We start from the raw sequence: 19,513 nt of genomic DNA on the forward strand, positions 1-19,513 counted from the left end.
CCGCGCGCACACCGAAAAGGCGGCCGCCTGTCCGGGAGAGGAGGAACAGAGACGGCCGCCGATCGGGGGACCGTGGCCGGACTCCCGTGGGGGTACGGTTCGCGTGCCCGGAAATCCGGCGGTCATGCGTGCCGACCTGAATCTTTTCCTCCGGACTACTTGGTGCAGCCCCGCCGCCCCGAAACCAGCGTCACGCAGGCCTTCACCGTGGAGGCGTCGCGCACGGCCGTCATCGGTGTGTAGGCGATCGTGTCCCCGTTCCGCGCAACGGACCCGGTCTCCTTGCGTGCCCCCGCGCCGACCTGCACCGTGTCTCCCGGTGCGGCGCCGGTGATGCGGCCCCACGCCGCCCGGCAGGTCTTGCTGTAGCGGACCTCGACGACGGTGGTGCCGACCGCGGCGGTCTTGACGGTGCTGACGCGATCGCCGCTGCACCCCATGGTCTCCGCGTCCTTGCCGGTGCAGTCGCCGCCCGCGCACTTCACGCCCGCGGGCAGGTCGTGGCGGGTGGCGGCGGACGGGGAGGGCGACCCGGCCGCGCCCTCGGCGCCCTTGCCACCGCCGTCGGTGAGGAAGAAGACGGCGGCGATCACGGCGAGCGCGGCGAGGGCGCCCGCGAGGAACATCGTCAGCCGTCGTCTGCCCTCCGAGGGGCCGTCGGGCTGCCGTGAGGGCTCCCCGTGCGCACCGTACGAGCCCGGCGCCGCCCTGCCGTTCGGGACGCTGCCGTTCCCGGCGGCCTCCCGCGCGTCCGCGTCCGGGGCCGTCGGCTGGGGCGGGATCGTGGGCGACACGCCCGCGGGACCGGCGATGCCCGGGGTCACGGTCGCGCTGCCGCCGAAGCGGGCGGCCCTGGTACCGCCGCTCCCGTTCGCCGCGGGCGGCCCGAACTCCCCGAGCGCGGCCCGCGCCTGGGAGATCCGGCTCGCCTCCATGGTCATGTCGTGGCGCATCTCCGAGCGGCTCCACGCGCGCTCGGCCAGCTCCCACATGGTGGTCAGATGCGCAAGATCGGTGCCCGTCACCTCGGCGAGCGCGACGACCGCCCCCTTGGGCGCGAGGAGCCGGCCGCCGAGGTAACGCTCCCAGGACGTCTTGCTGTAGCCCGTGCGGTCGGCCAGCGCCGCGATGCTCAGTCCGCCGCGGTCCACCAGCCGCCGCAACTGCCCGGTGAACTCCTTCACCTGTGGATCGAGCTCGTCCGGCAAGGCTTTCCAACGAGGCATCGGTTCCCCCCTCTTCCCCAGTCGGTGCCGTTCGCCCCACGCCGCCCCCACGGGCGGGGGCGCCCTCCAGTCCCCGTTCTGGCTACCCACAGGGATGGGTCCACTCCGGGGCGCGGTTGCCGGGCGGGGGGCGCACGGGTGCACCGGACCGTCCGATTGGACACATTAGCCCGGTTGTATGACTACTTCGCGGCATATCCACGAAGTAGTCACCCGAAGTGGGGAAGCGGCATAGGGAAGCGGCGTACGGCGCGGCCTAGTGGGTCATCGTGAAGTGCAGCGTGTCCTTGAGGACGGGGATCTCCAGCCACGGCTTGGGCTGCGCCATCAACGCCAGGAGGACGATCGCGAGGCCGAGCACGCCGTAGGTGACTATGTCCGTGAAGCGGGAGCGGACCGCGAGCATGCCGACGCCGGGCAGGACCCAGCGCAGTGCGGCACCCGCGAGCAGGGCCGAACCGATGATCAGGGTGCCCAGCCGGAACAGGTCGAACGCGGTCAGCAGCAGACCGAGCGCGACCAGGGCGGTGACCGCGATCATCGGCCACTGCCGGGCCGGTGCCGGCGCGGCACCGGAGGCGGCCCGGCCGCCGCCCTCGGGCCGCGCGGTGTCCCGGGTGAACAGCGGGAAGCGGCGCGTGACCCGCTTCGGCCGCCCCTCGGCGTCGGGCGCGCTGATCGCGTCCCGGACGGTCGGCTCCGCGCTGTCGTGCGTCTCGCCGGTGTCGCGGGTGCCGTGCGTGTCGCGGGTGTCGTGGGTGTCCTCAGCCGGCACTGCGCTCCGCCGCCTCGACCACGTTGACGAGCAGTTCCGCGCGGGTCATCGGGCCCACGCCGCCCGGGTTCGGGGAGAGCCAGCCGGCCACCTCGGCGACCCCGGGGTGCACATCGCCGACGATCTTCCCCTGGGCGTCACGGGAGACGCCGACGTCGAGGACGGCCGCGCCCGGCTTGACGTCCTCGGGCCGGATCAGGTGGCCCACACCGGCGGCCGCGATGATGATGTCCGCCCGCTTCAGGTGCGCCGACAGGTCCCGCGTGCCCGTGTGGCACTGGGTCACCGTGGCGTTCTCGCTGCGCCGGGTGAGCAGCAGCGGCATCGGGCGGCCGATGGTCACACCGCGGCCGACGACCACGACCTCGGCGCCCTTGATCTCCACGCCGTGGCGGCGCAGCAGGGTGAGGATGCCGTTGGGGGTGCAGGGCAGCGGGGCCGGCTCGTTGAGGACGAGCCGGCCGAGGTTCATCGGGTGCAGGCCGTCCGCGTCCTTGGCCGGGTCCATCAGCTCCAGGACGCGGTTCTCGTCGATGCCCTTGGGCAGCGGGAGCTGGACGATGTAGCCGGTGCACGCGGGGTCCTCGTTCAGCTCCCGGACGACCGCCTCGATCTCCTCCTGCGTCGCCGTGCCGGGCAGCTCGCGCTGGATGGAGGCGATGCCCACCTGGGCGCAGTCGCGGTGCTTGCCGGCTACGTACTTCTGGCTGCCGGGGTCGTCCCCGACCAGGATCGTGCCGAGGCCGGGCGTGACGCCCTTCTCCTTCAGCGCCGCCACGCGGGCGGTCAGATCGGACTTGATCGCGGCTGCGGTGGCCTTGCCATCGAGAATCTGGGCGGTCATGGTCCCATCCTCGCGGATGACAGCCCCCCTGTTCCAATCCGGGGGTCCCGGCGACGGTTTCCGGTTACCGCCACCCATGTCCGGCCTTGATCGATGATGTTGCACTTGCACAACACATCGCGAATGCGGCTGGACAAGTAAGAGCCTGCTAAAGAACGATGAGGAGACAGTGCCGCGGGCAGTACCGGGGGGACGGACCGCATCTGTAGAACTTTCCTCCGCACCGTGCCGCGCGTCGTCCCCGCACTTGAAGCAACGGAGGAAACACCGGCCATGAGCTTCGGCGACCCCAACAACCCCTACGGCCCGCCTCAGGGCCAGCCCCCCGGTTACCCGCCCCAGCAGCCGCCGCAGGGCCAGCCGGGCTACGGCTACCCGTCCGCTCCCCCCGTGCAGCCCGGCTACGGCTACCCCGCCGCCCCGCCGGTCCCGCAGGGCTACGGCTACGGCGCCCCGATGGAGATGCCGGGCCTGATCAAGACCGCCCGGGTCCTGCTGTTCATCATCGCCGGCCTCCAGTTCCTGGTGGGCCTGTTCCTCGGCATCGCGGCCGGCGCCGCGCAGGACGCCTCCAACGGCTTCGGCTCGGGTGACGACACCAAGACGGCCACCGGCGTCCTCATCGCGTTCGCCCTGCTGATGCTGGCACTGGGCACCCTGTCGATCTTCCTGGGCGTGAAGTTCAAGAACGGCGGCAGCGGCATCCGCATCACGACGATCGTGTACTCGTCGCTGATGCTGCTCGGCAGCCTGGTCAACATCGTGAAGGGCGCGGGCGGTTCCGGCACCTTCGGTGGCGTCATCTCCCTCGCCTTCGGCGCGATCATCCTCGCGTCCATGGTCAACGGCGCGGCCTCGGCCTGGTTCAACCGCCCGAAGTACTGACCCGGGGTTCTGAAGCGGCGGACCACCGCACGTCCCAAGGGCCGTGTCCCACCCGCGAGGGGGGACACGGCCCTGGTGCGTTCCGGGTCAGTGGTTCCGGATCAGCGCTTGCGGGTCAGCTCTTGCGGGTCAGCTCTTGCGGGTCAGTGGAAGAAGTGGCGCGTGCCCGTGAAGTACATCGTCACGCCCGCCTTACGGGCAGCCTCCACGACCAGTTCGTCACGGACCGAGCCGCCGGGCTGGACCACGGCCTTGACGCCGGCCGCCGTCAGGATCTCCAGGCCGTCGGGGAACGGGAAGAACGCGTCGGAGGCGGCGTACGAGCCCTGGGCGCGCTCGGCGCCGGCCCGCTCGACGGCCAGCTTCGCGGAGTCGACCCGGTTGACCTGACCCATGCCGACACCGACCGAGGCGCCGTCCTTGGCGAGCAGGATGGCGTTGGACTTCACGGCCCGGCACGCCCTCCAGGCGAAGGCGAGCTCCGCCAGCTCCTCGGCGTCGAGCGCCTCACCGGTCGCCAGCGTCCAGTTGGCCGGGTCGTCGCCGTCGGCCTGGAGCCGGTCGGTGACCTGGAGCAGCGCACCGCCGTCGATGGGCTTGACCTCGGCGGGGTGGGAGGGCGCGGCCGGGGCCTTGAGCACCCGGATGTTCTTCTTCTTGGCGAGGGCTTCGAGGGCCCCCTCCTCGTAGTCCGGCGCGACGATGACCTCGGTGAAGATCTCGGCGACCTGCTCCGCCAGCTCCTTCGACACCGGTCGGTTGACCGCGATCACACCACCGAACGCGGACAGCGGGTCGCAGGCGTGCGCCTTGCGGTGCGCCTCGGCGACGTCCGCGCCGACCGCGATGCCACAGGGGTTGGCGTGCTTGATGATCGCGACGCAGGGCTCGTCGTGGTCGTACGCGGCACGGCGGGCGGCGTCCGTGTCCGTGTAGTTGTTGTACGACATCTCCTTGCCGTGCAGCTGCTCGGCCTCGGCGAGACCGACGCCCGTGCCGTCGACGTAGAGCGCGGCGGGCTGGTGCGGGTTCTCGCCGTAGCGGAGGGTGTTCTTGCGCTCCAGGGTGGCGCCGAGGAAGTCGGGGAACAGCCCCGCGGCGGAGCCGCTGTCGGCTCCAGCGTCGAGGGGCGCGTAGGAGCTCGCGAACCAGCTCGCGACCGCGATGTCGTACTCGGCCGTGTGCCGGAAGGCCTCGGCGGCCAGCCGCTTGCGGGTGGCGAGGTCGAAGCCGCCGTCCGTGGCCGCGGCGAGGACGTCCGCGTACCGCGCGGGGCTGGTGACCACGGCGACCGACGGGTGGTTCTTGGCGGCGGCGCGGACCATCGACGGACCGCCGATGTCGATCTGCTCGACGCACTCGTCGGGCGAGGCGCCCGAGGCGACGGTCTCGCGGAAGGGGTAGAGGTTGACGACGACGAGGTCGAACGGCTCCACGCCCAGCTCGGCGAGCTGCTCGCGGTGGCTGTCGAGGCGCAGGTCGGCGAGGATGCCCGCGTGGACCTTGGGGTGCAGGGTCTTGACCCTGCCGTCGAGGCACTCGGGGAAGCCGGTGAGCTCCTCGACCTTGGTGACGGGGACGCCGGCGCCGGCGATGCGGCCGGCGGTGGAACCGGTGGACACCAGCTCGACACCGGCCTCGTGCAGCCCGCGGGCCAGCTCTTCCAGGCCGGTCTTGTCGTAGACGCTGACGAGCGCCCTGCGAAGGGGCCGCTTGTTGCTCTCGGCGGTCACTGGATAACTACCTTTCGTCCCTCGATGCGATAGCCGTTGCGGGCGATCCGCCCCACGACCTCGACGAGCAGTCTTCGCTCGACTTCTTTGATGCGCTCGTGCAGAGCGCTCTCGTCGTCCTCGTCCCGGACCTCGACCACGCCCTGCGCGATGATCGGTCCGGTGTCGACGCCGTCGTCGACGAAGTGGACGGTGCAGCCGGTGACCTTGGCGCCGTACGCGAGCGCGTCCCGCACGCCGTGGGCTCCCGGAAAACTGGGCAGCAGGGCGGGATGGGTGTTCACGAACCGCCCGCCGTACCGTGCGAGGAACTCCTTCCCCACGATCTTCATGAACCCGGCGGAGACGACGAGGTCGGGCCGGTACGCGGTGACGGCCTCGGTGAGGGCCGCGTCCCACTCGGCGCGGTTCGCGTGGTCCTTGACCTTGCACACGAAGGTGGGGAGTCCGGCCCGCTCGGCGCGGGCGAGCCCTTCGATGTCCTCCCGGTCCGCACCGACGGCCACGACCTCGGCGCCGTAGGCCCCGGGGCCGACGCGGCCGATCTCGTCCAGCAGCGCCTGGAGATTGGTGCCGGATCCGGAGACCAGCACGACGAGGCGCTTGGCCACGGGCTTGGCGGCCACGGTGGGGCCCTTTCTCGGGGAAGCGGTTGTACGGGCGGCTTGTCCGTTCATACGAATGCTTCGCGCCCCGGGATACGGGGAAGTCTACGAAGCGGCCGACCGCCAGCAACGATACCGGCACATGGGACGGCCCCCACGGGACGGGGGCGTGGCCGGAAGGTAGCGTCTGGGGAGAGCTGGTCGGGAACGCGGCCGTCACGCGGCGCGTTCCCTTCAGTGAAGCCCACGTCTGACAGCCGTATTCATCTTCTGACAGCCGTATTCATCTAGGGGAAGACGCTCACTTGATGCCGGACCGCAGCCTGCGACTCCTCACGTTCCCCCCGCAGCCGGAACAGGGAAGGGAGCGGGGCTCCGTGCTGCTGCGGGAGCGGCCCGCCTCACCGCCCGACGCGCCCTCGGGCCGGCCTGACGGTGAAGGCCAGGATGATGCGCCGACGGACGACAACCCCTTCGCCCCACCGCCGGAGGGCACCCCGGACCGGCCCTGGCGGCCCCGCCGTCCCTCGGGCTCCGAGGGCTCGCCGGGCTCCGGCGACAACGGCCACTCCCCGTGGGGCAGCCAGTGGAGCGACCGCCAGCCCGGCCGCTCCCCCGGCGGTTTCGGCGAGCGCCCCGGCGGCGGCCCCGAGGGCCAGGGCGGCGGCCCCGGCCCCAACCTGCGCTGGGACCCCACCGACCCCGCCCAGCGCCACGCCCGTTACGCGCTGCTGTGCGGCATGTGGGCCTTCTTCTTCGCCCTGTTCAGCTGGCCGTACGTGGCCCTGCTGCTCGGCGCCCTCGCCCTCTACTGGGGCATCAGCGCCCTGCGCGCCAAGCCCCGCAGGCCCGACCCGGACACCCCGGCCCCGCAGACCGGCGGCGGTCGCCCCCAGACCACGGCGGCGATCAGCGGCGTGGTCACCGGCGCCCTGGCCCTGGCTCTCGTGGCGGCCACCTTCACGGCCCAGCTCGCCTACCGCGACTACTACACGTGCGTGAACGACTCCCTCACCAACGAGGCCAAGCAGACCTGCAAGCAGTTGCTGCCGCAGGAGCTGCGGGGGCTGCTGGGGCAGAACAACGGCTGACTGCTCGCTCGGAGCGGGCGGGCGGGCGGGCAGGCGGGCAGGCGACGAACGGGGTCACTCGTCGTCGTCCGGTCGGGCCGGCTGAGCCGGCGGGGTGGCCGGGGTGGCCGGGGATGGTGTCGTGGACGCGGTCGGCGAGGCGGCCGGCGTCGGCTCCGCGGTCGGGGCCGGCGGGATGTACGCGGCCGGGGGCGGCGGAACAGGTCGGCTCGGTGCCTCGGCCGGCAGTACGTCATAGGCGTCCAGGGCGCTGTCGTAGACGGACGACTCGGGCGCCGGCGCCGGCATCGCCTCCCGGGCCTTCGACGCCTCCTCCCACTTCACAGCCTCCTCCCACTTCAGGGCCCCCTCCCACTTCGAGGCCTCCGCGGTCCCCGCCCGCGCCGATCCCTCGGGCTCCCCTTCCACCGTCGCCCGCGAAGCCCGTCCCCGCCACCACCGCACCACCATCGACACCGGCACCGCCACCGCCGCGAGCCACGCCGCCACCGCGCCGCCGACCTGCCACCACACCGGCCCGAACCGGGCCAGCGCCGCCACCCCGAGCGGGCCGCCCGCCAGCTTCGCCAGGAGGGCGAACACCGCCCCGCACAACACGGCCGCCAGCAGGGCCGTCCCGGCGGCCCGCGCGGGGGTCCAGCGCGCCCGGCGCTCCCCGGCCCGCGCCGCGAAGCAGGCGACCGTCACCCCCGCCGCCACCGGCACCGCCCTGGCGGCCCAGTTCCACGGCATCGTGAGGGCCGCGTCCGGTACCGCCGCGAGCAGCGGGAACGGCGGCAGCAGCGGCGCGGGGTGCGAGGCGAACGGGTCGACCGGGTGTCCGGCACCGAGCGCGAACCCGGGGCCGAGGGCGTAGGCCACCGACCACACCGCCGCGTTGGGGGCCAGCGCGAGGCACAGCACGAGCACGGCGAACCGTCCCGTCCAGCCCTCCGTCAGTTGCAGGAAGGAGACGCGGGCCGCCGCGCCGTGCCCCGCCAGTGACACCCCGAGCAGCACCGCCCCGCCGCCGAGGAGCACCGCCGTCCCGGTCAGCGCCGCCCGCACGGCCGCCCGGAGCCCGGCCCGGCCGCCGGGAGCCAGGGCCCGGCGGCGCAGGAACCCCGGCAGCAGCGCCAGCACGCTCAGCAGGGGCTCGCGCGGACGGCCGTACGCCGACCACACTCCCGCGCCCGCCGCGGCCACCGCGACGAGCGGCAGACACACCGCCGCCCACTCCCAGACGGGCCGCAGCGCACCGCCCGAGGCGTACAGCGCGGCGCCGGTGCCGACCCCGAGGTAGCCGAGGACGACGCCCGTCCACGCCGTGGGCGCGGCGACCGGCGGCGGGCCGTCGGCGTCGGCCGGCGCGTCCGTCGCGTCCCGCGCCGCCCGGTACAGCAGCCAGGCCGGCAGCACGAGGAGCAGCAGCGGGGTGACGCCGACGGGTGCGGGGACGCCGGAGAGCGTCTCGGTGCGGACCAGCAGGACGCCGTGCGCGAGCAGCCACAGCGCGGCGGCGACGTGCAGCGCGCCGCCCGGTCCGCTGTCGGGGTACGGGGAGCTGACCCACAGAACCATCACGAGCACGGCGAAGCAGCCGAGGCCGAGCCCGGCCGCGACCGCGCCGGCCAGGAGGCTCGCGGCCAGTCCGGGCGACCGGTCACGCAGCCGGGTGAGCAAGAACGACAACGACGGTCGGCGAACGGTCATCTGCGTCACGCCGCCATGCTCCCAACGACACGCGCTTTACGGGCGTAACAGGCGAACCACCGAAGTGTCGCTCAATATATGTTTATGTGTTTTTTCCTCTGGAGGGCTGACCGATGACGCCGCGTCAGACCGGCGCCGCCCTGACGCCCGCTCAGGCTTTCGACGCGCTGTACGAGTTCTGCGCCCCCGCCCTCGTACGGCAGACGTACCTGCTCACCGGGCGGCGCGAATCGGCCCGTGCCGCCGTGGAGCGGGCCTTCGAGCTCGCCTGGCAGCGCTGGCCGGAGGTGGCCCGGGACCGGGATCCGGCGGGCTGGGTACGGGCCACCGCGTACGAGTGCGCGCTCTCCCCCTGGCACCGCTTCCGCCTGCTCCGCCGCCCCGACCCGCCCCCGGCCGGCGCCGCCGACCGCGCCCTGCTGGACGCGCTGCTGAGGCTCCCGCCGCCGTACCGCCGCACGCTCCTGCTGTACGACGGTGTCGGCCTCGACCTGCCGGAGACCGCGGCGGAGACGGAGGCGAGCACACCGGCGGCGGCCCGCCGGCTGACGCGCGCCCGCGCCGCGGTGGCCGCGCGGATCCCGGAACTGGCGGACTGCCGGCTGCTGCACCGGCGGCTGGCCGAACTGGCCTCCACCGATCGGCTGCGGGCCGCCGGGCCGACGGTGGTGCGGTCGCTCGGCGAACGCCGGGTCCGCCGCTGGACCCGGGCCGCGATCGCTCTGACGGCCTCGGTCGTCGGCGCGACCACACTCACGCTGCGGACCGCTCCGACCCACTTCGACAAACCCCCCGGCGCGGCCCAGGCGGTGCGGGGCGTACCGCCGAGAGCGGCCCTGGGCCCGCTGTCGGCGAACGAGCTGACCCTGCGGGACAAACTGCGCCAGGAGTCGGCGCACGGACCGGCGAGGCTGCTGCCGGTGCCGGGGTGATCCCGCGGAGTGAAACGTTTCCGCAAAGCAAAGCGGTGCCGCGGAGCAAAGCGGTGCCGCGGCGTGAAAAGGCGGTAGGCCCGCCCCCTCATCTCGGGGAACGGGCCTACCGGCGCTCGGTCGGCCTGCCTCAGCCGGCCAGGATCTCCCGCGCCAGCTTCGCCGTCTCGGTCGGCGTCTTGCCGACCTTGACGCCCGCGGCCTCCAGGGCCTCCTTCTTCGCCTGGGCGGTGCCCGACGAACCGGAGACGATGGCGCCCGCGTGGCCCATGGTCTTGCCCTCGGGCGCGGTGAAGCCCGCGACGTAGCCGACGACCGGCTTGGTCACGTTCTTCGCGATGAAGTCCGCGGCCCGCTCCTCGGCGTCGCCGCCGATCTCACCGATCATGACGATCAGGTCGGTGTCGGGGTCGGCCTCGAACGCGGCGAGGGCGTCGATGTGCGTGGTGCCGATGATCGGGTCACCACCGATGCCGACGGCCGTCGAGAAGCCGATGTCACGCAGCTCGTACATCATCTGGTACGTCAGCGTGCCGGACTTCGACACCAGGCCGATACGGCCCGGCTTGGTGATGTCGCCCGGGATGATGCCGACGTTCGACTGGCCCGGGGTGATGATGCCGGGGCAGTTCGGGCCGATGATCCGGGTCTTGTTGCCCTTCTTGCCGGCGTAGATCCGGGTCTTGTTGCCCTTCTTGCCGGCGTACGCCCAGAAGGCGGCCGTGTCGTGCACGGCGATGCCCTCGGTGATCACGACGGCCAGCGCGATCTCGGCGTCGATGGCCTCGACGACCGCGTCCTTGGTGAACTTCTCCGGCACGAAGATGACGGAGACGTTGGCGCCGGTCTTGTCGATGGCCTCCTTGACGGTCCCGAAGACGGGTACCTCGGTGCCGTCGAAGTCCACGGTCTGCCCCGCCTTGCGCGGGTTCACGCCGCCCACGACCTGGGTGCCGTCACCGAGCATGAGCTTGGTGTGCTTCATGCCCGTGGCGCCGGTCATGCCCTGGACGATGACCTTGCTGTCCTTGTTGAGCCAGATAGCCATGGTGTGTTGGTGTCCTCGTCCTGAGTGCTTACTTGGCGGCGTGGGCCAGCTCGGCGGCCTTGTCGGCCGCCCCGTCCATGGTGTCGACGCGCTGCACCAGCGGGTGGTTGGCGTCCGTGAGGATCTGCCGGCCCAGCTCGGCGTTGTTGCCGTCGAGGCGGACGACGAGCGGCTTGGTGACGTTCTCGCCGCGGTCCTCCAGGAGCTTCAGGGCCTGGACGATGCCGTTGGCGACCTCGTCGCAGGCGGTGATGCCACCGAAGACGTTGACGAAGACGGACTTGACGTCCGGGTCGCCGAGGATGATCTCCAGACCGTTGGCCATGACCTGGGCGGAGGCGCCACCGCCGATGTCCAGGAAGTTGGCCGGCTTGACGTTGCCGTGCTGCTCACCGGCGTACGCGACGACGTCCAGGGTGCTCATGACGAGACCGGCGCCGTTGCCGATGATGCCGACCTCGCCCTCGAGCTTGACGTAGTTGAGGTTCTTCGCCTTGGCGGCGGCCTCCAGCGGGTTGGCCGCGTCCTTGTCGTGGAGCTCCTCGTACTCGGGGTGGCGGAACTCGGCGTTCTCGTCGAGCGACACCTTGCCGTCGAGGGCGATGACCTCACCGGAGGCGACCTTCGCAAGCGGGTTGACCTCGACCAGGAGGGCGTCCGACTTGATGAAGGTGTCCCACAGCTTGACGAGGACGTTGGCGACCTTGTCGGCGACCTCGGCCGGGAACTTGGCCGCGGCCACGATCTCCTGGGCCTTGGCCTCGTCCACGCCGTCGATGGCGTCGATCGCGATCTTCGCGACGGCCTCGGGGCGGGTGGCCGCCACCTCCTCGATCTCCATGCCGCCCTCGACGGAGGCGATGGAGAGGAAGGTGCGGTTGGCACGGTCGAGGAGGAAGGAGACGTAGTACTCCTCGAGGATCTCCGGGGCGGTCTCGGCGATCATCACCTTGTGGACCGTGTGGCCCTTGATGTCCATGCCGAGGATGTCCGTCGCACGGGCGACGGCCTCGTCCGCGGAGGCGGCCAGCTTGACGCCACCGGCCTTGCCGCGACCACCGACCTTCACCTGCGCCTTGACGACGGACTTGCCGCCAAGCCGCTCGGTGATCTCGCGCGCCGCCTCAGGCGTGTCGATGACTTCACCGGCCAGCACCGGTACATCGTGCTTGGCGAAGAGGTCCCTCGCCTGGTACTCGAACAGGTCCACGCGCTTCCGTCCCTATCAGTGATCTCGCGGTTCGTTGGATGCGTGGGCGTGCCGCGAAGGGCAACGTGACGTCCGCCTGGGTCACTGGGGAAGCGCACACGGTGTCCGAGCGCGCGGCATGTCCGTCTCGCAGGTTATCGCCGCTTCCCGGGGGTCCCTAAATCGAGGGTCACACCTGAGCGGTGATACCTGTCACATGATGCCGCGCTCACTGGCACGGCGTGCCGGAACGGCGAGGCCTCACCGGGCTGGGGTTGACCCGGTGAGGCCTCTGAAATGGCCCTTTCAGGGCCGTGGGCGGCTGATCCCCACCCCAATGGGGACCAACCTCCCGGGTCCGTGAGGTTGCCGGCCGGTCGGACCGACGGCATTCGGCCGTCCGGGCCGTTCAACCCCACGGAGTCGGTCGGGACGGGCCTCCTCAGACGCTGTACGTGTGCCCGTCGTGCACGTTGTGCGGGTTCTGCGTGGTGTGCGCGGTGTGCGTGTACCCCGTGTCATGGACATATCCCGGAAGCGCGGATTCGGCCACGCCCGTCACGCCGCCGGCCGCGTGCCCGGCGAGCGGAGCGGCGCCGGCCCGGACGGTCCCGGTGAGGTCCTGCGCGAAGGGCGGCACCTGACCGGCGACCTGCCGGGCGAAGGGGTCGGCCTCGCCGACGACCCCGCCGGCGAACGGAGCGACGTCACCCGCCACCCCGTGGGCCAGCGTCGTGGCGCTGCCGGCGACCGGGTCGGCCACCTGCCGGACGGCCCCGGTGACCCCGTCGGCGAACGGCGGCACCTCCCCCACGGCACCCTGCGCGAAGGGCCCCACCTGCCCGGTCACCCCGTACGCCAGCGGCGGCACCTGACCGGCGACCCCGCCCGCGAAGGGCCGCACGTCGCCCACGACGCCGTACGCCAGCGTCCCCGCGTCCCCGACGGCCTCCCCGGCGACCGGCACGACCCCGTGCACGGCGGTGTTCGCGACCGGCGGCAGCACCGCGTCCGTGGTGTCACGGGCGACCTGCCCGGTGACACCGGTGGCGTACGGCGGCACATCGGCGACCACGCCGTGTGGCAGTCCCGTGGCGGCGGCCACGGCGTGATCGGCGACGGGGCCGGCGCCCCGCACGGCGGTCCCGGCAACCGGCGGGAGGACGGAGGCGGTCGTCTCGTCCAGCTCGGGGGCGAAGGAGGAGAGGGGGCCGAAGAGGTAGTCGACCTCGCCCTGCGGGGCGGTACGGGTGGGGGCGGCCTCGGTGACGGTGTGGGCCACCGTGCCGGCGGTCGCGGTCGCGGTCCGCGCGGCGCGGGCCGCCCGAGCGCCCTTGATGGCCTGGGCGGCCTGTGCGGCCTTGATCTTCGGGGCCGCCTGGACCTTGGCGGTGCTCGGGGTGTCGGTGCTGGGGGTGTCGGCGCTCGGGGTGCCGGCGGCCGTGTCCGGCGCGGAGAGGGCCGAGGCGGGCAGTTCGTCGGCGCTGGCGACGGCCGAGCCGAGCGCCCACGCGCCGGAGACACCGGCGGCTATGACGATGGAGCGGCGGATGTTCTTGTTCATGTGTGCGTCAGTTCCTTCAGGGTTCCGGGACGTCTTGTGAGCGGCTTCCGTCCGGAGGACTGGGGGATGTCCGGACGGGCGGGCAGACCTGTTCCGCCCCCGCGCGGCAGGTCCACGGCGGGAGAAATGGCCGTTTCTGCCTCGGGGAGGGAGCCCTAGCCGGGGAAGACGGGGATGTCCCGGTGCCTGTCCCGGGTCCCGGGCGCGTCGCCGCGCGCGATGGCACCGGACGTCAGACGCAGCGGCGCCCGGTGGTCAGGGGTGACGGCATACGCGTCGGCATGGCGTGACATGCCGCCGTCGACCGCCGCCCGGTCGGCGAGCACCCCGTCCGGGTCTCCGGCCGGCTCGGGGCGAGAGGGGGCACCGGCCCGGTCCCCGGTGCGCGGGCCGCCGGAGTGCGCCCGAGTGACCGGTGCGCCGACATCCGGGGCGACGCGCGGCCCCTGGGGCGCGGTCACCGTCGCACGGGGCTCGGTACGGCGCCCGGTACGGGAGTCCTGACGGGCCTCCGTACGGACCGCCGCGCCGACGTGTCCGGCGGACGCGGTCCCCGGGGACGGGGACACTCCCGGGCCGCCCGGCAGCGGCGGTTCGGGCACCTCGACGACCGGTGGCGAGGGCAGCGAGGGTTCGGCGGGCAGCTTCGGCAGAGCGGGCAGCTCGGGCAACGACGGTGCCTTCGCCCGCGCCTCGTCCAGGTCCCGGGTCACCGTGCCGACGACGCCACCGACCGGCCGGGTGACCTGAGCGCTGACGGACCGTACGACATCCTCGGTGGTCACGGAGGCCACCGGCGACACCGCTGACACCGACGACGCCGACGACGCCGTCGCGCCCGGTGTCGTCCTCTCGGCCGCATGCGCCTGTTCACCGCAGAGGAAACCGAGTGCGAACAAGCCGCCGACCAGCAGCGCCAGTTGCAGGGCACGCCGGCCGGCCGCCGTGCGCAGGACGCGCACAGCGGCACCGGACAGGGCTGCCGGCCAGGTCAAGAGCGGAGGATCCTTCGTGCGACGGGACGGGCTGAGGGGTCGACGGGATGCGCCGTCGATCCTCGCACGGCCCGCCCGAGGTTGCGCAAGCCCCCTGTTACCGATGGGTAGTCATATCCGGTTGGTCATATTCGGTCCGTCACGTCCGGTATGGGCAGCGGGCGCTTCTCGATCGCCGCCGCCAGCACCTCCGGGAACAGATCCGGCGTACAGGCGAACGCCGGTGCGCCCAGCGCGGCGAGCGCGGCCGCGTGCTCCCGGTCGTAGGCGGGCGCCCCCTCGTCCGACAGCGCGAGCAGCGCCACGAACCGCACCCCCGACGCCTTCATCGCCGCGACCCGCTTGAGCATCTCGTCGCGTATGCCGCCCTCGTAGAGGTCGCTGATCAGCACGACCACCGTCTCCGCGGGCCGGGTGATCTGCGACTGGCAGTAGGCGAGCGCGCGGTTGATGTCCGTACCGCCGCCGAGCTGGGTGCCGAAGAGGACGTCGACCGGGTCGTCCAGCTGGTCGGTGAGGTCGACGACGGCCGTGTCGAACACGACGAGCCGTGTGCTGATCGACCGCATGGAGGCGAGCACCGCCCCGAACACGGACGCGTAGACGACGGACGCCGCCATCGAACCGGACTGGTCGATGCAGAGGATCACCTCCTTCTTCACCGACTGCGAGGCACGCCCGTAGCCGATGAGCCGCTCCGGCACGACCGTCCGGTACTCCGGCAGGTAGTGCTTGAGGTTGGCGGCGATCGTGCGGTTCCAGTCGATGTCGTGGTGACGCGGTCTGCTGACCCGCGCGCTGCGGTCGAGGGCGCCGGTGAGCGTGGCCCGGGTGCGGGTGGCGAGCCGCTTCTCCAGGTCCTCGACGACCTTGCGCACGACCGCCCGTGCCGTCTCCCTCGTCGTCTCCGGCATGGCCTTGTTGAGCGAGAGCAGCGTGCCGACGAGGTGCACGTCGGCGTCGACCGCCTCCAGCATCTCCGGTTCGAGCAGCAGCGTGGCCAGCCCGAGCCGGTCGATGGCGTCCCGTTGCATGACCTGGACGACGGAGGACGGGAAGTACGTACGGATGTCCCCGAGCCAGCGCGCCACGGACGGCGCCGACGCCCCGAGCCCCGCCGCCCGGTCCCGGCCCGTCCGCGACCGGTCGCCCTTGCCGTAGAGCGCGGTCAGCGCCCCGTCCATCGCCGCGTCCCGCCCGGAGAGGGCGCATCCGGTGCCGTCGGCCGCGTCTCCCCCGAGGACCAGCCGCCAGCGCCGCAGCCGCTCCCGGGCCGGGTCGTCGGCATGCGCCGGCTCGCTCGTCATGTGCCCACCCCCACCAGGTCGTTGTCGTCGGCGGACGCGCCATAGGCGCCGGCCGCGTCGGCCGCTCCGTCTTCGTACAGGCCCAGCAGCAGCCGCACCACCGGCAGCACCGCGTCCGCGCGGTCCGGGTCGAGCTCGGCCGCGAAGCCGGGTATGCCCCCGCCGGTGGCCGTCGCGCTCCCCGCGGCACCAGGCCCGCGCCGCACCAGCTCCCCGAGCGTCCTGCGCACGCCCGCCTCGTACGCCGAGAACGTGCGCCGCAGCAGCGGCAGTACGTCCGTGAAGGCCTCCGCGGGCACCCCGGTCAGCCAGGCGTCGACCAGGCCGAGCAGCCGCTCGTCGTGCACCAGCAGCATCCCGCCCCCGCCGCCGACGAAGCCCTCGATCCACGCGGCGGCGTCCGCGGGCGGCGTCCCCGGCGACAGCACGAGCCCCATCAGCAGGGCCGCCTCGTCCTGACCCAACTCGCCCTCGTCCAGCAGGACGCGCACCGCACGACCCCGTATCACCCCGGGCACGGCGTCCCGCGCGGACAGGGTCCGCAGCACCGCGCGCCACCGCGGTCGCAGGTCGCCGTGTCCGGGTACGGCCGCCTCCGCGAGCAGGGCCACCGCCCCGTGCACGGCGTCCACATGGCCGCGCATCTCCTCGGCCGCGTCGGCGTCCAGTGCGGCGCAGGCCGGGGGCAGGCCGACGAAGACCCGCTCGGCGAGGCCCGCGGCGACCTCGGCGAGAGCCTCGGTGCCGGTGCCGCGCACATCGCCGTAGCGCAGGGAGCGGACCAGGGCGGGCAGGGCCTGCGCCAGGTGGCCGACGTCGGTGTCCAGCGCGGCCCGGTCGGCGAGCACGCGCATCACCACGGGCAGGGCGTCGGGCAGTTCGGCCAGCAGGCAGTGCTCGGCGAGGGCGGTGACGTCGGCGAGGGACCGGGCGGCCAGGGCGTCCGCCTCGGCCCTGGCCGTCGCGGCGGCGACCACGGTCGTACCCCACACCCCGGCCTCGGCCACCCGCACGGACAGCTCCGGCTCCCAGCGCAGCCGCCAGGTCTCCCGGAACGTGCCCGTGCTGCCCCGCGAGGCCGCCGGCTCGCCCCAGTCGACGCCGAGGAGCCGCAGCCGGTGCAGCAGCCGGCTCCGTCCGGCGTCGGTCTCCTTGCGCAGGTCGAGCTCCAGCTCCCGCTCCAGCGCCTCGGGTTTGAGCCGCAGCCGGCGCTGCTCCCGGGCCAGGTCCCGCTGCAACGGCACCGCCGGCGCCCCCTCGGGCACCTCGCCCAGCACGTCCCCGACCACCAGCCGGTCGTGCACCAGGGCCAGCGGCACGTCCGAGCCCTCGCACATCACCGCGCGCACCGCGTCGGTGGTCTCGCTCAGGCCGGCCAGCGGGCGGCCGCGCATCGCGGCGAGCGTCTCGGCCAGCCGCACCGCCTCGATGACATGCGCCGGGGAGACGATCCGGTCCTCCTCGCGCAACAGCCCCGCGACCCTGGTCAGCCACCGCTCCACCGGCCGGTCCGGCGCGGTGAACAGGTGCCCGTACCAGCCCGGCGAGTCGATGCCCGCGCCGTACCCGCCGGCCCGGGCGAGTCTGCGGTGCGTCCACGGCACCCAGGTCATGTCCGCCTTGACCTTGGGCAGCCCCTTCAGCAGCGCCCGGTCCGCGGCGACGGAGGTCTTCTCCCGCAGCGCGGGCACATGCCACGCCCCGCACACCACGGCCACCTCGTCCCCGAACTCCCGCTGGGCGGCCCGCACCTGGAGGCGCATGTACGCCTCCCGCACGGGGTCCCGGGCGTGCCCGCCGGTGCCGTACCGCTCCCGCAGCGCCCCCATGGCCTCCTCAAGCGCGGCGAACGGCGCGAAGGGGTCCCGGTCGCCCGCGCCCCGGTGCTCGACGACGTCCTCCCACCAGCGCTCGGGGTCGTCGTAGCCACCGGCCTCGGCGAGCACGGCCAGGGGGTCGAGGCGGAGGTCATCCGCCTCTCCTTCTTCTCTCCCCTGTTCTCTGCTTCGTTCTCTGCTTTGTTCTCTTCCTTCTTCTCTCTCCCACGCCAGCGTGTGGGCGGCGGGCAGGTCGATGAAGCGGGCCGGCACCCCGTGTGCCAGGGCCCAGCGGATCGCCACCCACTCCGGGGAGAACTCGGCCAGCGGCCAGAAGGCCGAGCGGCCGGGGTCGTCCACGGCGTGGGCGAGGAGCGCGACCGGGGGCCGCATGCGGTCGTCGGCGGCCAGCGCGATCAGGGCGTCGGCCTCGGGCGGTCCCTCGATCAGCACCGCCTCCGGCCGGGCCGCCTCCAGCGCGGCCCGCACCGCCCGCGCCGACCCCGGCCCGTGGTGCCGCACGCCGAGCAGCAGCGGTCCGGCGGCCGATGCCCCCGGCCGTCGGGTGTCGTTCACGCGCTCACCTCCCGGCAGGCCCGGTAGAAGTCCTTCCAGCCGTCCCGCTCGCGGACGACCGTCTCCAGGTACTCCTGCCAGATGACACGGTCGGCCGCCGGGTCGCGGACGACGGCGCCGAGGATGCCCGCGGCCACGTCGGCCGGCCGCAGCACGCCGTCGCCGAAGTGCGCGGCCAGCGCGAGGCCGTTCGTGACGACCGAGATGGCCTCGGCGGTGGAGAGCGTGCCGCTGGGCGACTTCAGCTTCGTACGGCCGTCGGCGGTGATCCCGTCGCGCAGTTCGCGGAAGACGGTCACGACGCGGCGGATCTCGTCGATGCCGTCGGGCACGGCCGGCAGGTCGAGGGAGCGGCCGATCTGGTCGACGCGGCGGGAGACGATGTCGACCTCGGCGTCGGCGCTCTCCGGCAGCGGCAGCACCACCGTGTTGAAACGGCGGCGCAGGGCGCTGGACAGGTCGTTGACCCCTCGGTCGCGGTCGTTGGCCGTGGCGATGAGGTTGAACCCGCGGACGGCCTGCACCTCCTGCCCCAGCTCCGGTATCGGCAGCGTCTTCTCCGACAGGATCGTGATCAGCGTGTCCTGCACGTCGGCCGGGATGCGGGTCAGCTCCTCGACGCGGGCCGTCATGCCCTCGGCCATGGCCCGCATGACCGGGCTCGGCACGAGGGCGTCCCGGCTGGGGCCGTGGGCGAGCAGCTGCGCGTAGTTCCAGCCGTAGCGGATGGCCTCCTCCGGGGTCCCGGCCGTGCCCTGCACGAGCAGGGTCGAGTCGCCGCTGACGGCGGCGGCCAGGTGCTCGGACACCCAGGTCTTGGCGGTGCCGGGCACGCCGAGCAGCAGCAGCGCGCGGTCGGTGGCGAGCGTGGTGACGGCGACCTCGACGATGCGGCGCGGGCCCACGTACTTCGGCGTGATCACCGTGCCGTCCGGCAGCGTGCCGCCGAGCAGATATGTGGCGACCGCCCACGGCGACAGCTTCCAGCGGGCCGGGCGCGGGCGGTCGTCCTGCGCGGCCAGCGCGGCGAGTTCGGCCGCGAAGGCGTCCTCGGCGTGCGGCCTGAGTTCGTCGGCCGGCTGCTTCCCATGCGCCTGCACGGACGTCGGTTCCACGGACGTCGCTTCCACGGACACAGACATGGCTGAGGCCCCCTCCAGCTCGGCCGGTTCGGATCTGTGACCAACCCTGCACCACGCCACTGACAATCGCTCTGACCTGCACAGACGGGCTC

At 73.2% G+C, this 19,513-nt stretch carries 16 protein-coding genes; 3 read left to right on the forward strand and 13 right to left on the reverse strand.

Annotation, left to right across the window (positions count from 1 at the left end; genetic code table 11):
- Positions 1 to 155 precede the first annotated feature (155 nt).
- From ABZ915_RS27630 to ABZ915_RS27640, 3 genes are all read right to left on the reverse strand, one after another.
- Positions 156 to 1,226 carry a DUF2690 domain-containing protein gene (locus ABZ915_RS27630; protein WP_361808648.1) on the reverse strand — a complete coding sequence of 357 codons (1,071 nt, stop codon included), beginning with the start codon at positions 1,224 to 1,226 and terminating at the stop codon, positions 156 to 158.
- Positions 1,227 to 1,482: 256 nt separating this feature from the next.
- A complete protein-coding gene (locus ABZ915_RS27635) occupies positions 1,483 to 1,905 on the reverse strand; it encodes a DUF3017 domain-containing protein (RefSeq protein ID WP_361809094.1) in 423 nt (140 codons plus the stop codon).
- Between the two features lie 85 nt (positions 1,906 to 1,990).
- Entirely contained in the window at positions 1,991 to 2,845 is an 855-nt protein-coding gene (locus ABZ915_RS27640; protein WP_361808651.1) for a bifunctional methylenetetrahydrofolate dehydrogenase/methenyltetrahydrofolate cyclohydrolase, read from the reverse strand.
- 273 nt (positions 2,846 to 3,118) lie between these two features.
- Between ABZ915_RS27640 and ABZ915_RS27645 the strand changes: the two genes are divergently transcribed.
- A complete protein-coding gene (locus ABZ915_RS27645; protein WP_361808654.1) occupies positions 3,119 to 3,730 on the forward strand; it encodes a hypothetical protein in 612 nt (203 codons plus the stop codon).
- 143 nt (positions 3,731 to 3,873) lie between these two features.
- On the opposite strand, the gene purH is transcribed toward ABZ915_RS27645, so the two are convergent.
- Together purH and purN are read right to left on the reverse strand one after the other, a co-directional pair.
- Positions 3,874 to 5,463 (reverse strand): bifunctional phosphoribosylaminoimidazolecarboxamide formyltransferase/IMP cyclohydrolase, encoded by a 1,590-nt coding sequence (gene purH / locus ABZ915_RS27650; protein WP_361808657.1) that lies wholly within the window; start codon positions 5,461 to 5,463, stop codon positions 3,874 to 3,876.
- On the reverse strand, positions 5,460 to 6,089 hold the full coding sequence (gene purN, locus ABZ915_RS27655) for a phosphoribosylglycinamide formyltransferase (RefSeq protein ID WP_361808660.1): 630 nt from the start codon (positions 6,087 to 6,089) through the stop codon (positions 5,460 to 5,462). Before purN ends, purH begins: the two co-directional genes overlap by 4 nt.
- Before the next feature lie 287 nt (positions 6,090 to 6,376).
- Between purN and ABZ915_RS27660 the strand changes: the two genes are divergently transcribed.
- Positions 6,377 to 7,159, forward strand: coding sequence for a hypothetical protein (locus ABZ915_RS27660; RefSeq protein ID WP_361808663.1), 783 nt, complete (start codon positions 6,377 to 6,379; stop codon positions 7,157 to 7,159).
- A 54-nt stretch (positions 7,160 to 7,213) separates the two neighbouring features.
- Here the strand turns inward: ABZ915_RS27660 and ABZ915_RS27665 are convergent, their stop codons facing one another.
- Positions 7,214 to 8,851, reverse strand: a complete 1,638-nt coding sequence (locus ABZ915_RS27665) for a DUF6350 family protein (RefSeq protein WP_361809097.1) — start codon at positions 8,849 to 8,851, stop codon at positions 7,214 to 7,216.
- A gap of 113 nt (positions 8,852 to 8,964) precedes the next feature.
- Between ABZ915_RS27665 and ABZ915_RS27670 the strand changes: the two genes are divergently transcribed.
- Positions 8,965 to 9,783 carry a sigma factor-like helix-turn-helix DNA-binding protein gene (locus ABZ915_RS27670; RefSeq protein ID WP_361808666.1) on the forward strand — a complete coding sequence of 273 codons (819 nt, stop codon included), beginning with the start codon at positions 8,965 to 8,967 and terminating at the stop codon, positions 9,781 to 9,783.
- Between the two features lie 130 nt (positions 9,784 to 9,913).
- On the opposite strand, the gene sucD is transcribed toward ABZ915_RS27670, so the two are convergent.
- From sucD to ABZ915_RS27705, 7 genes are all read right to left on the reverse strand, one after another.
- Positions 9,914 to 10,831: a succinate--CoA ligase subunit alpha gene (sucD, locus tag ABZ915_RS27675; RefSeq protein WP_361808669.1), complete on the reverse strand. Its 918-nt coding sequence runs from the start codon at positions 10,829 to 10,831 to the stop codon at positions 9,914 to 9,916.
- Positions 10,832 to 10,859: 28 nt separating this feature from the next.
- Positions 10,860 to 12,041: an ADP-forming succinate--CoA ligase subunit beta gene (gene sucC / locus ABZ915_RS27680; RefSeq protein ID WP_361808672.1), complete on the reverse strand. Its 1,182-nt coding sequence runs from the start codon at positions 12,039 to 12,041 to the stop codon at positions 10,860 to 10,862.
- Between the two features lie 421 nt (positions 12,042 to 12,462).
- A complete protein-coding gene (locus ABZ915_RS27685) occupies positions 12,463 to 13,584 on the reverse strand; it encodes a hypothetical protein (protein WP_361808675.1) in 1,122 nt (373 codons plus the stop codon).
- Positions 13,585 to 13,739: 155 nt separating this feature from the next.
- Entirely contained in the window at positions 13,740 to 14,579 is an 840-nt protein-coding gene (locus ABZ915_RS27690) for a hypothetical protein (RefSeq protein ID WP_361808678.1), read from the reverse strand.
- 125 nt (positions 14,580 to 14,704) lie between these two features.
- Positions 14,705 to 15,886: a VWA domain-containing protein gene (locus ABZ915_RS27695; RefSeq protein ID WP_361808681.1), complete on the reverse strand. Its 1,182-nt coding sequence runs from the start codon at positions 15,884 to 15,886 to the stop codon at positions 14,705 to 14,707.
- A complete protein-coding gene (locus ABZ915_RS27700; protein WP_361808684.1) occupies positions 15,883 to 18,279 on the reverse strand; it encodes a DUF5682 family protein in 2,397 nt (798 codons plus the stop codon). Before ABZ915_RS27700 ends, ABZ915_RS27695 begins: the two co-directional genes overlap by 4 nt.
- A complete protein-coding gene (locus tag ABZ915_RS27705) occupies positions 18,276 to 19,421 on the reverse strand; it encodes an AAA family ATPase (RefSeq protein ID WP_361808687.1) in 1,146 nt (381 codons plus the stop codon). Before ABZ915_RS27705 ends, ABZ915_RS27700 begins: the two co-directional genes overlap by 4 nt.
- Between the last annotated feature and the right edge of the window lie 92 nt (positions 19,422 to 19,513).

The sequence above is a fragment of the Streptomyces sp. NPDC046915 genome, assembly GCF_040644935.1.
Lineage (GTDB): Bacteria > Actinomycetota > Actinomycetes > Streptomycetales > Streptomycetaceae > Streptomyces.

Coding starts and splice junctions, on each gene's coding strand:
- ABZ915_RS27630 (WP_361808648.1), bottom strand. CDS start 1,226: ATGCCTCGTTGGAAAGCCTTGCCGGACGAGCTCGATCCACAGGTGAAG.
- ABZ915_RS27640 (WP_361808651.1), bottom strand. CDS start 2,845: ATGACCGCCCAGATTCTCGATGGCAAGGCCACCGCAGCCGCGATCAAG.
- ABZ915_RS27695 (WP_361808681.1), bottom strand. CDS start 15,886: ATGACGAGCGAGCCGGCGCATGCCGACGACCCGGCCCGGGAGCGGCTG.
- ABZ915_RS27665 (WP_361809097.1), bottom strand. CDS start 8,851: ATGACCGTTCGCCGACCGTCGTTGTCGTTCTTGCTCACCCGGCTGCGT.
- ABZ915_RS27685 (WP_361808675.1), bottom strand. CDS start 13,584: ATGAACAAGAACATCCGCCGCTCCATCGTCATAGCCGCCGGTGTCTCC.
- ABZ915_RS27670 (WP_361808666.1), top strand. CDS start 8,965: ATGACGCCGCGTCAGACCGGCGCCGCCCTGACGCCCGCTCAGGCTTTC.
- sucD (WP_361808669.1), bottom strand. CDS start 10,831: ATGGCTATCTGGCTCAACAAGGACAGCAAGGTCATCGTCCAGGGCATG.
- ABZ915_RS27660 (WP_361808663.1), top strand. CDS start 6,377: ATGCCGGACCGCAGCCTGCGACTCCTCACGTTCCCCCCGCAGCCGGAA.
- ABZ915_RS27645 (WP_361808654.1), top strand. CDS start 3,119: ATGAGCTTCGGCGACCCCAACAACCCCTACGGCCCGCCTCAGGGCCAG.
- ABZ915_RS27705 (WP_361808687.1), bottom strand. CDS start 19,421: ATGTCTGTGTCCGTGGAAGCGACGTCCGTGGAACCGACGTCCGTGCAG.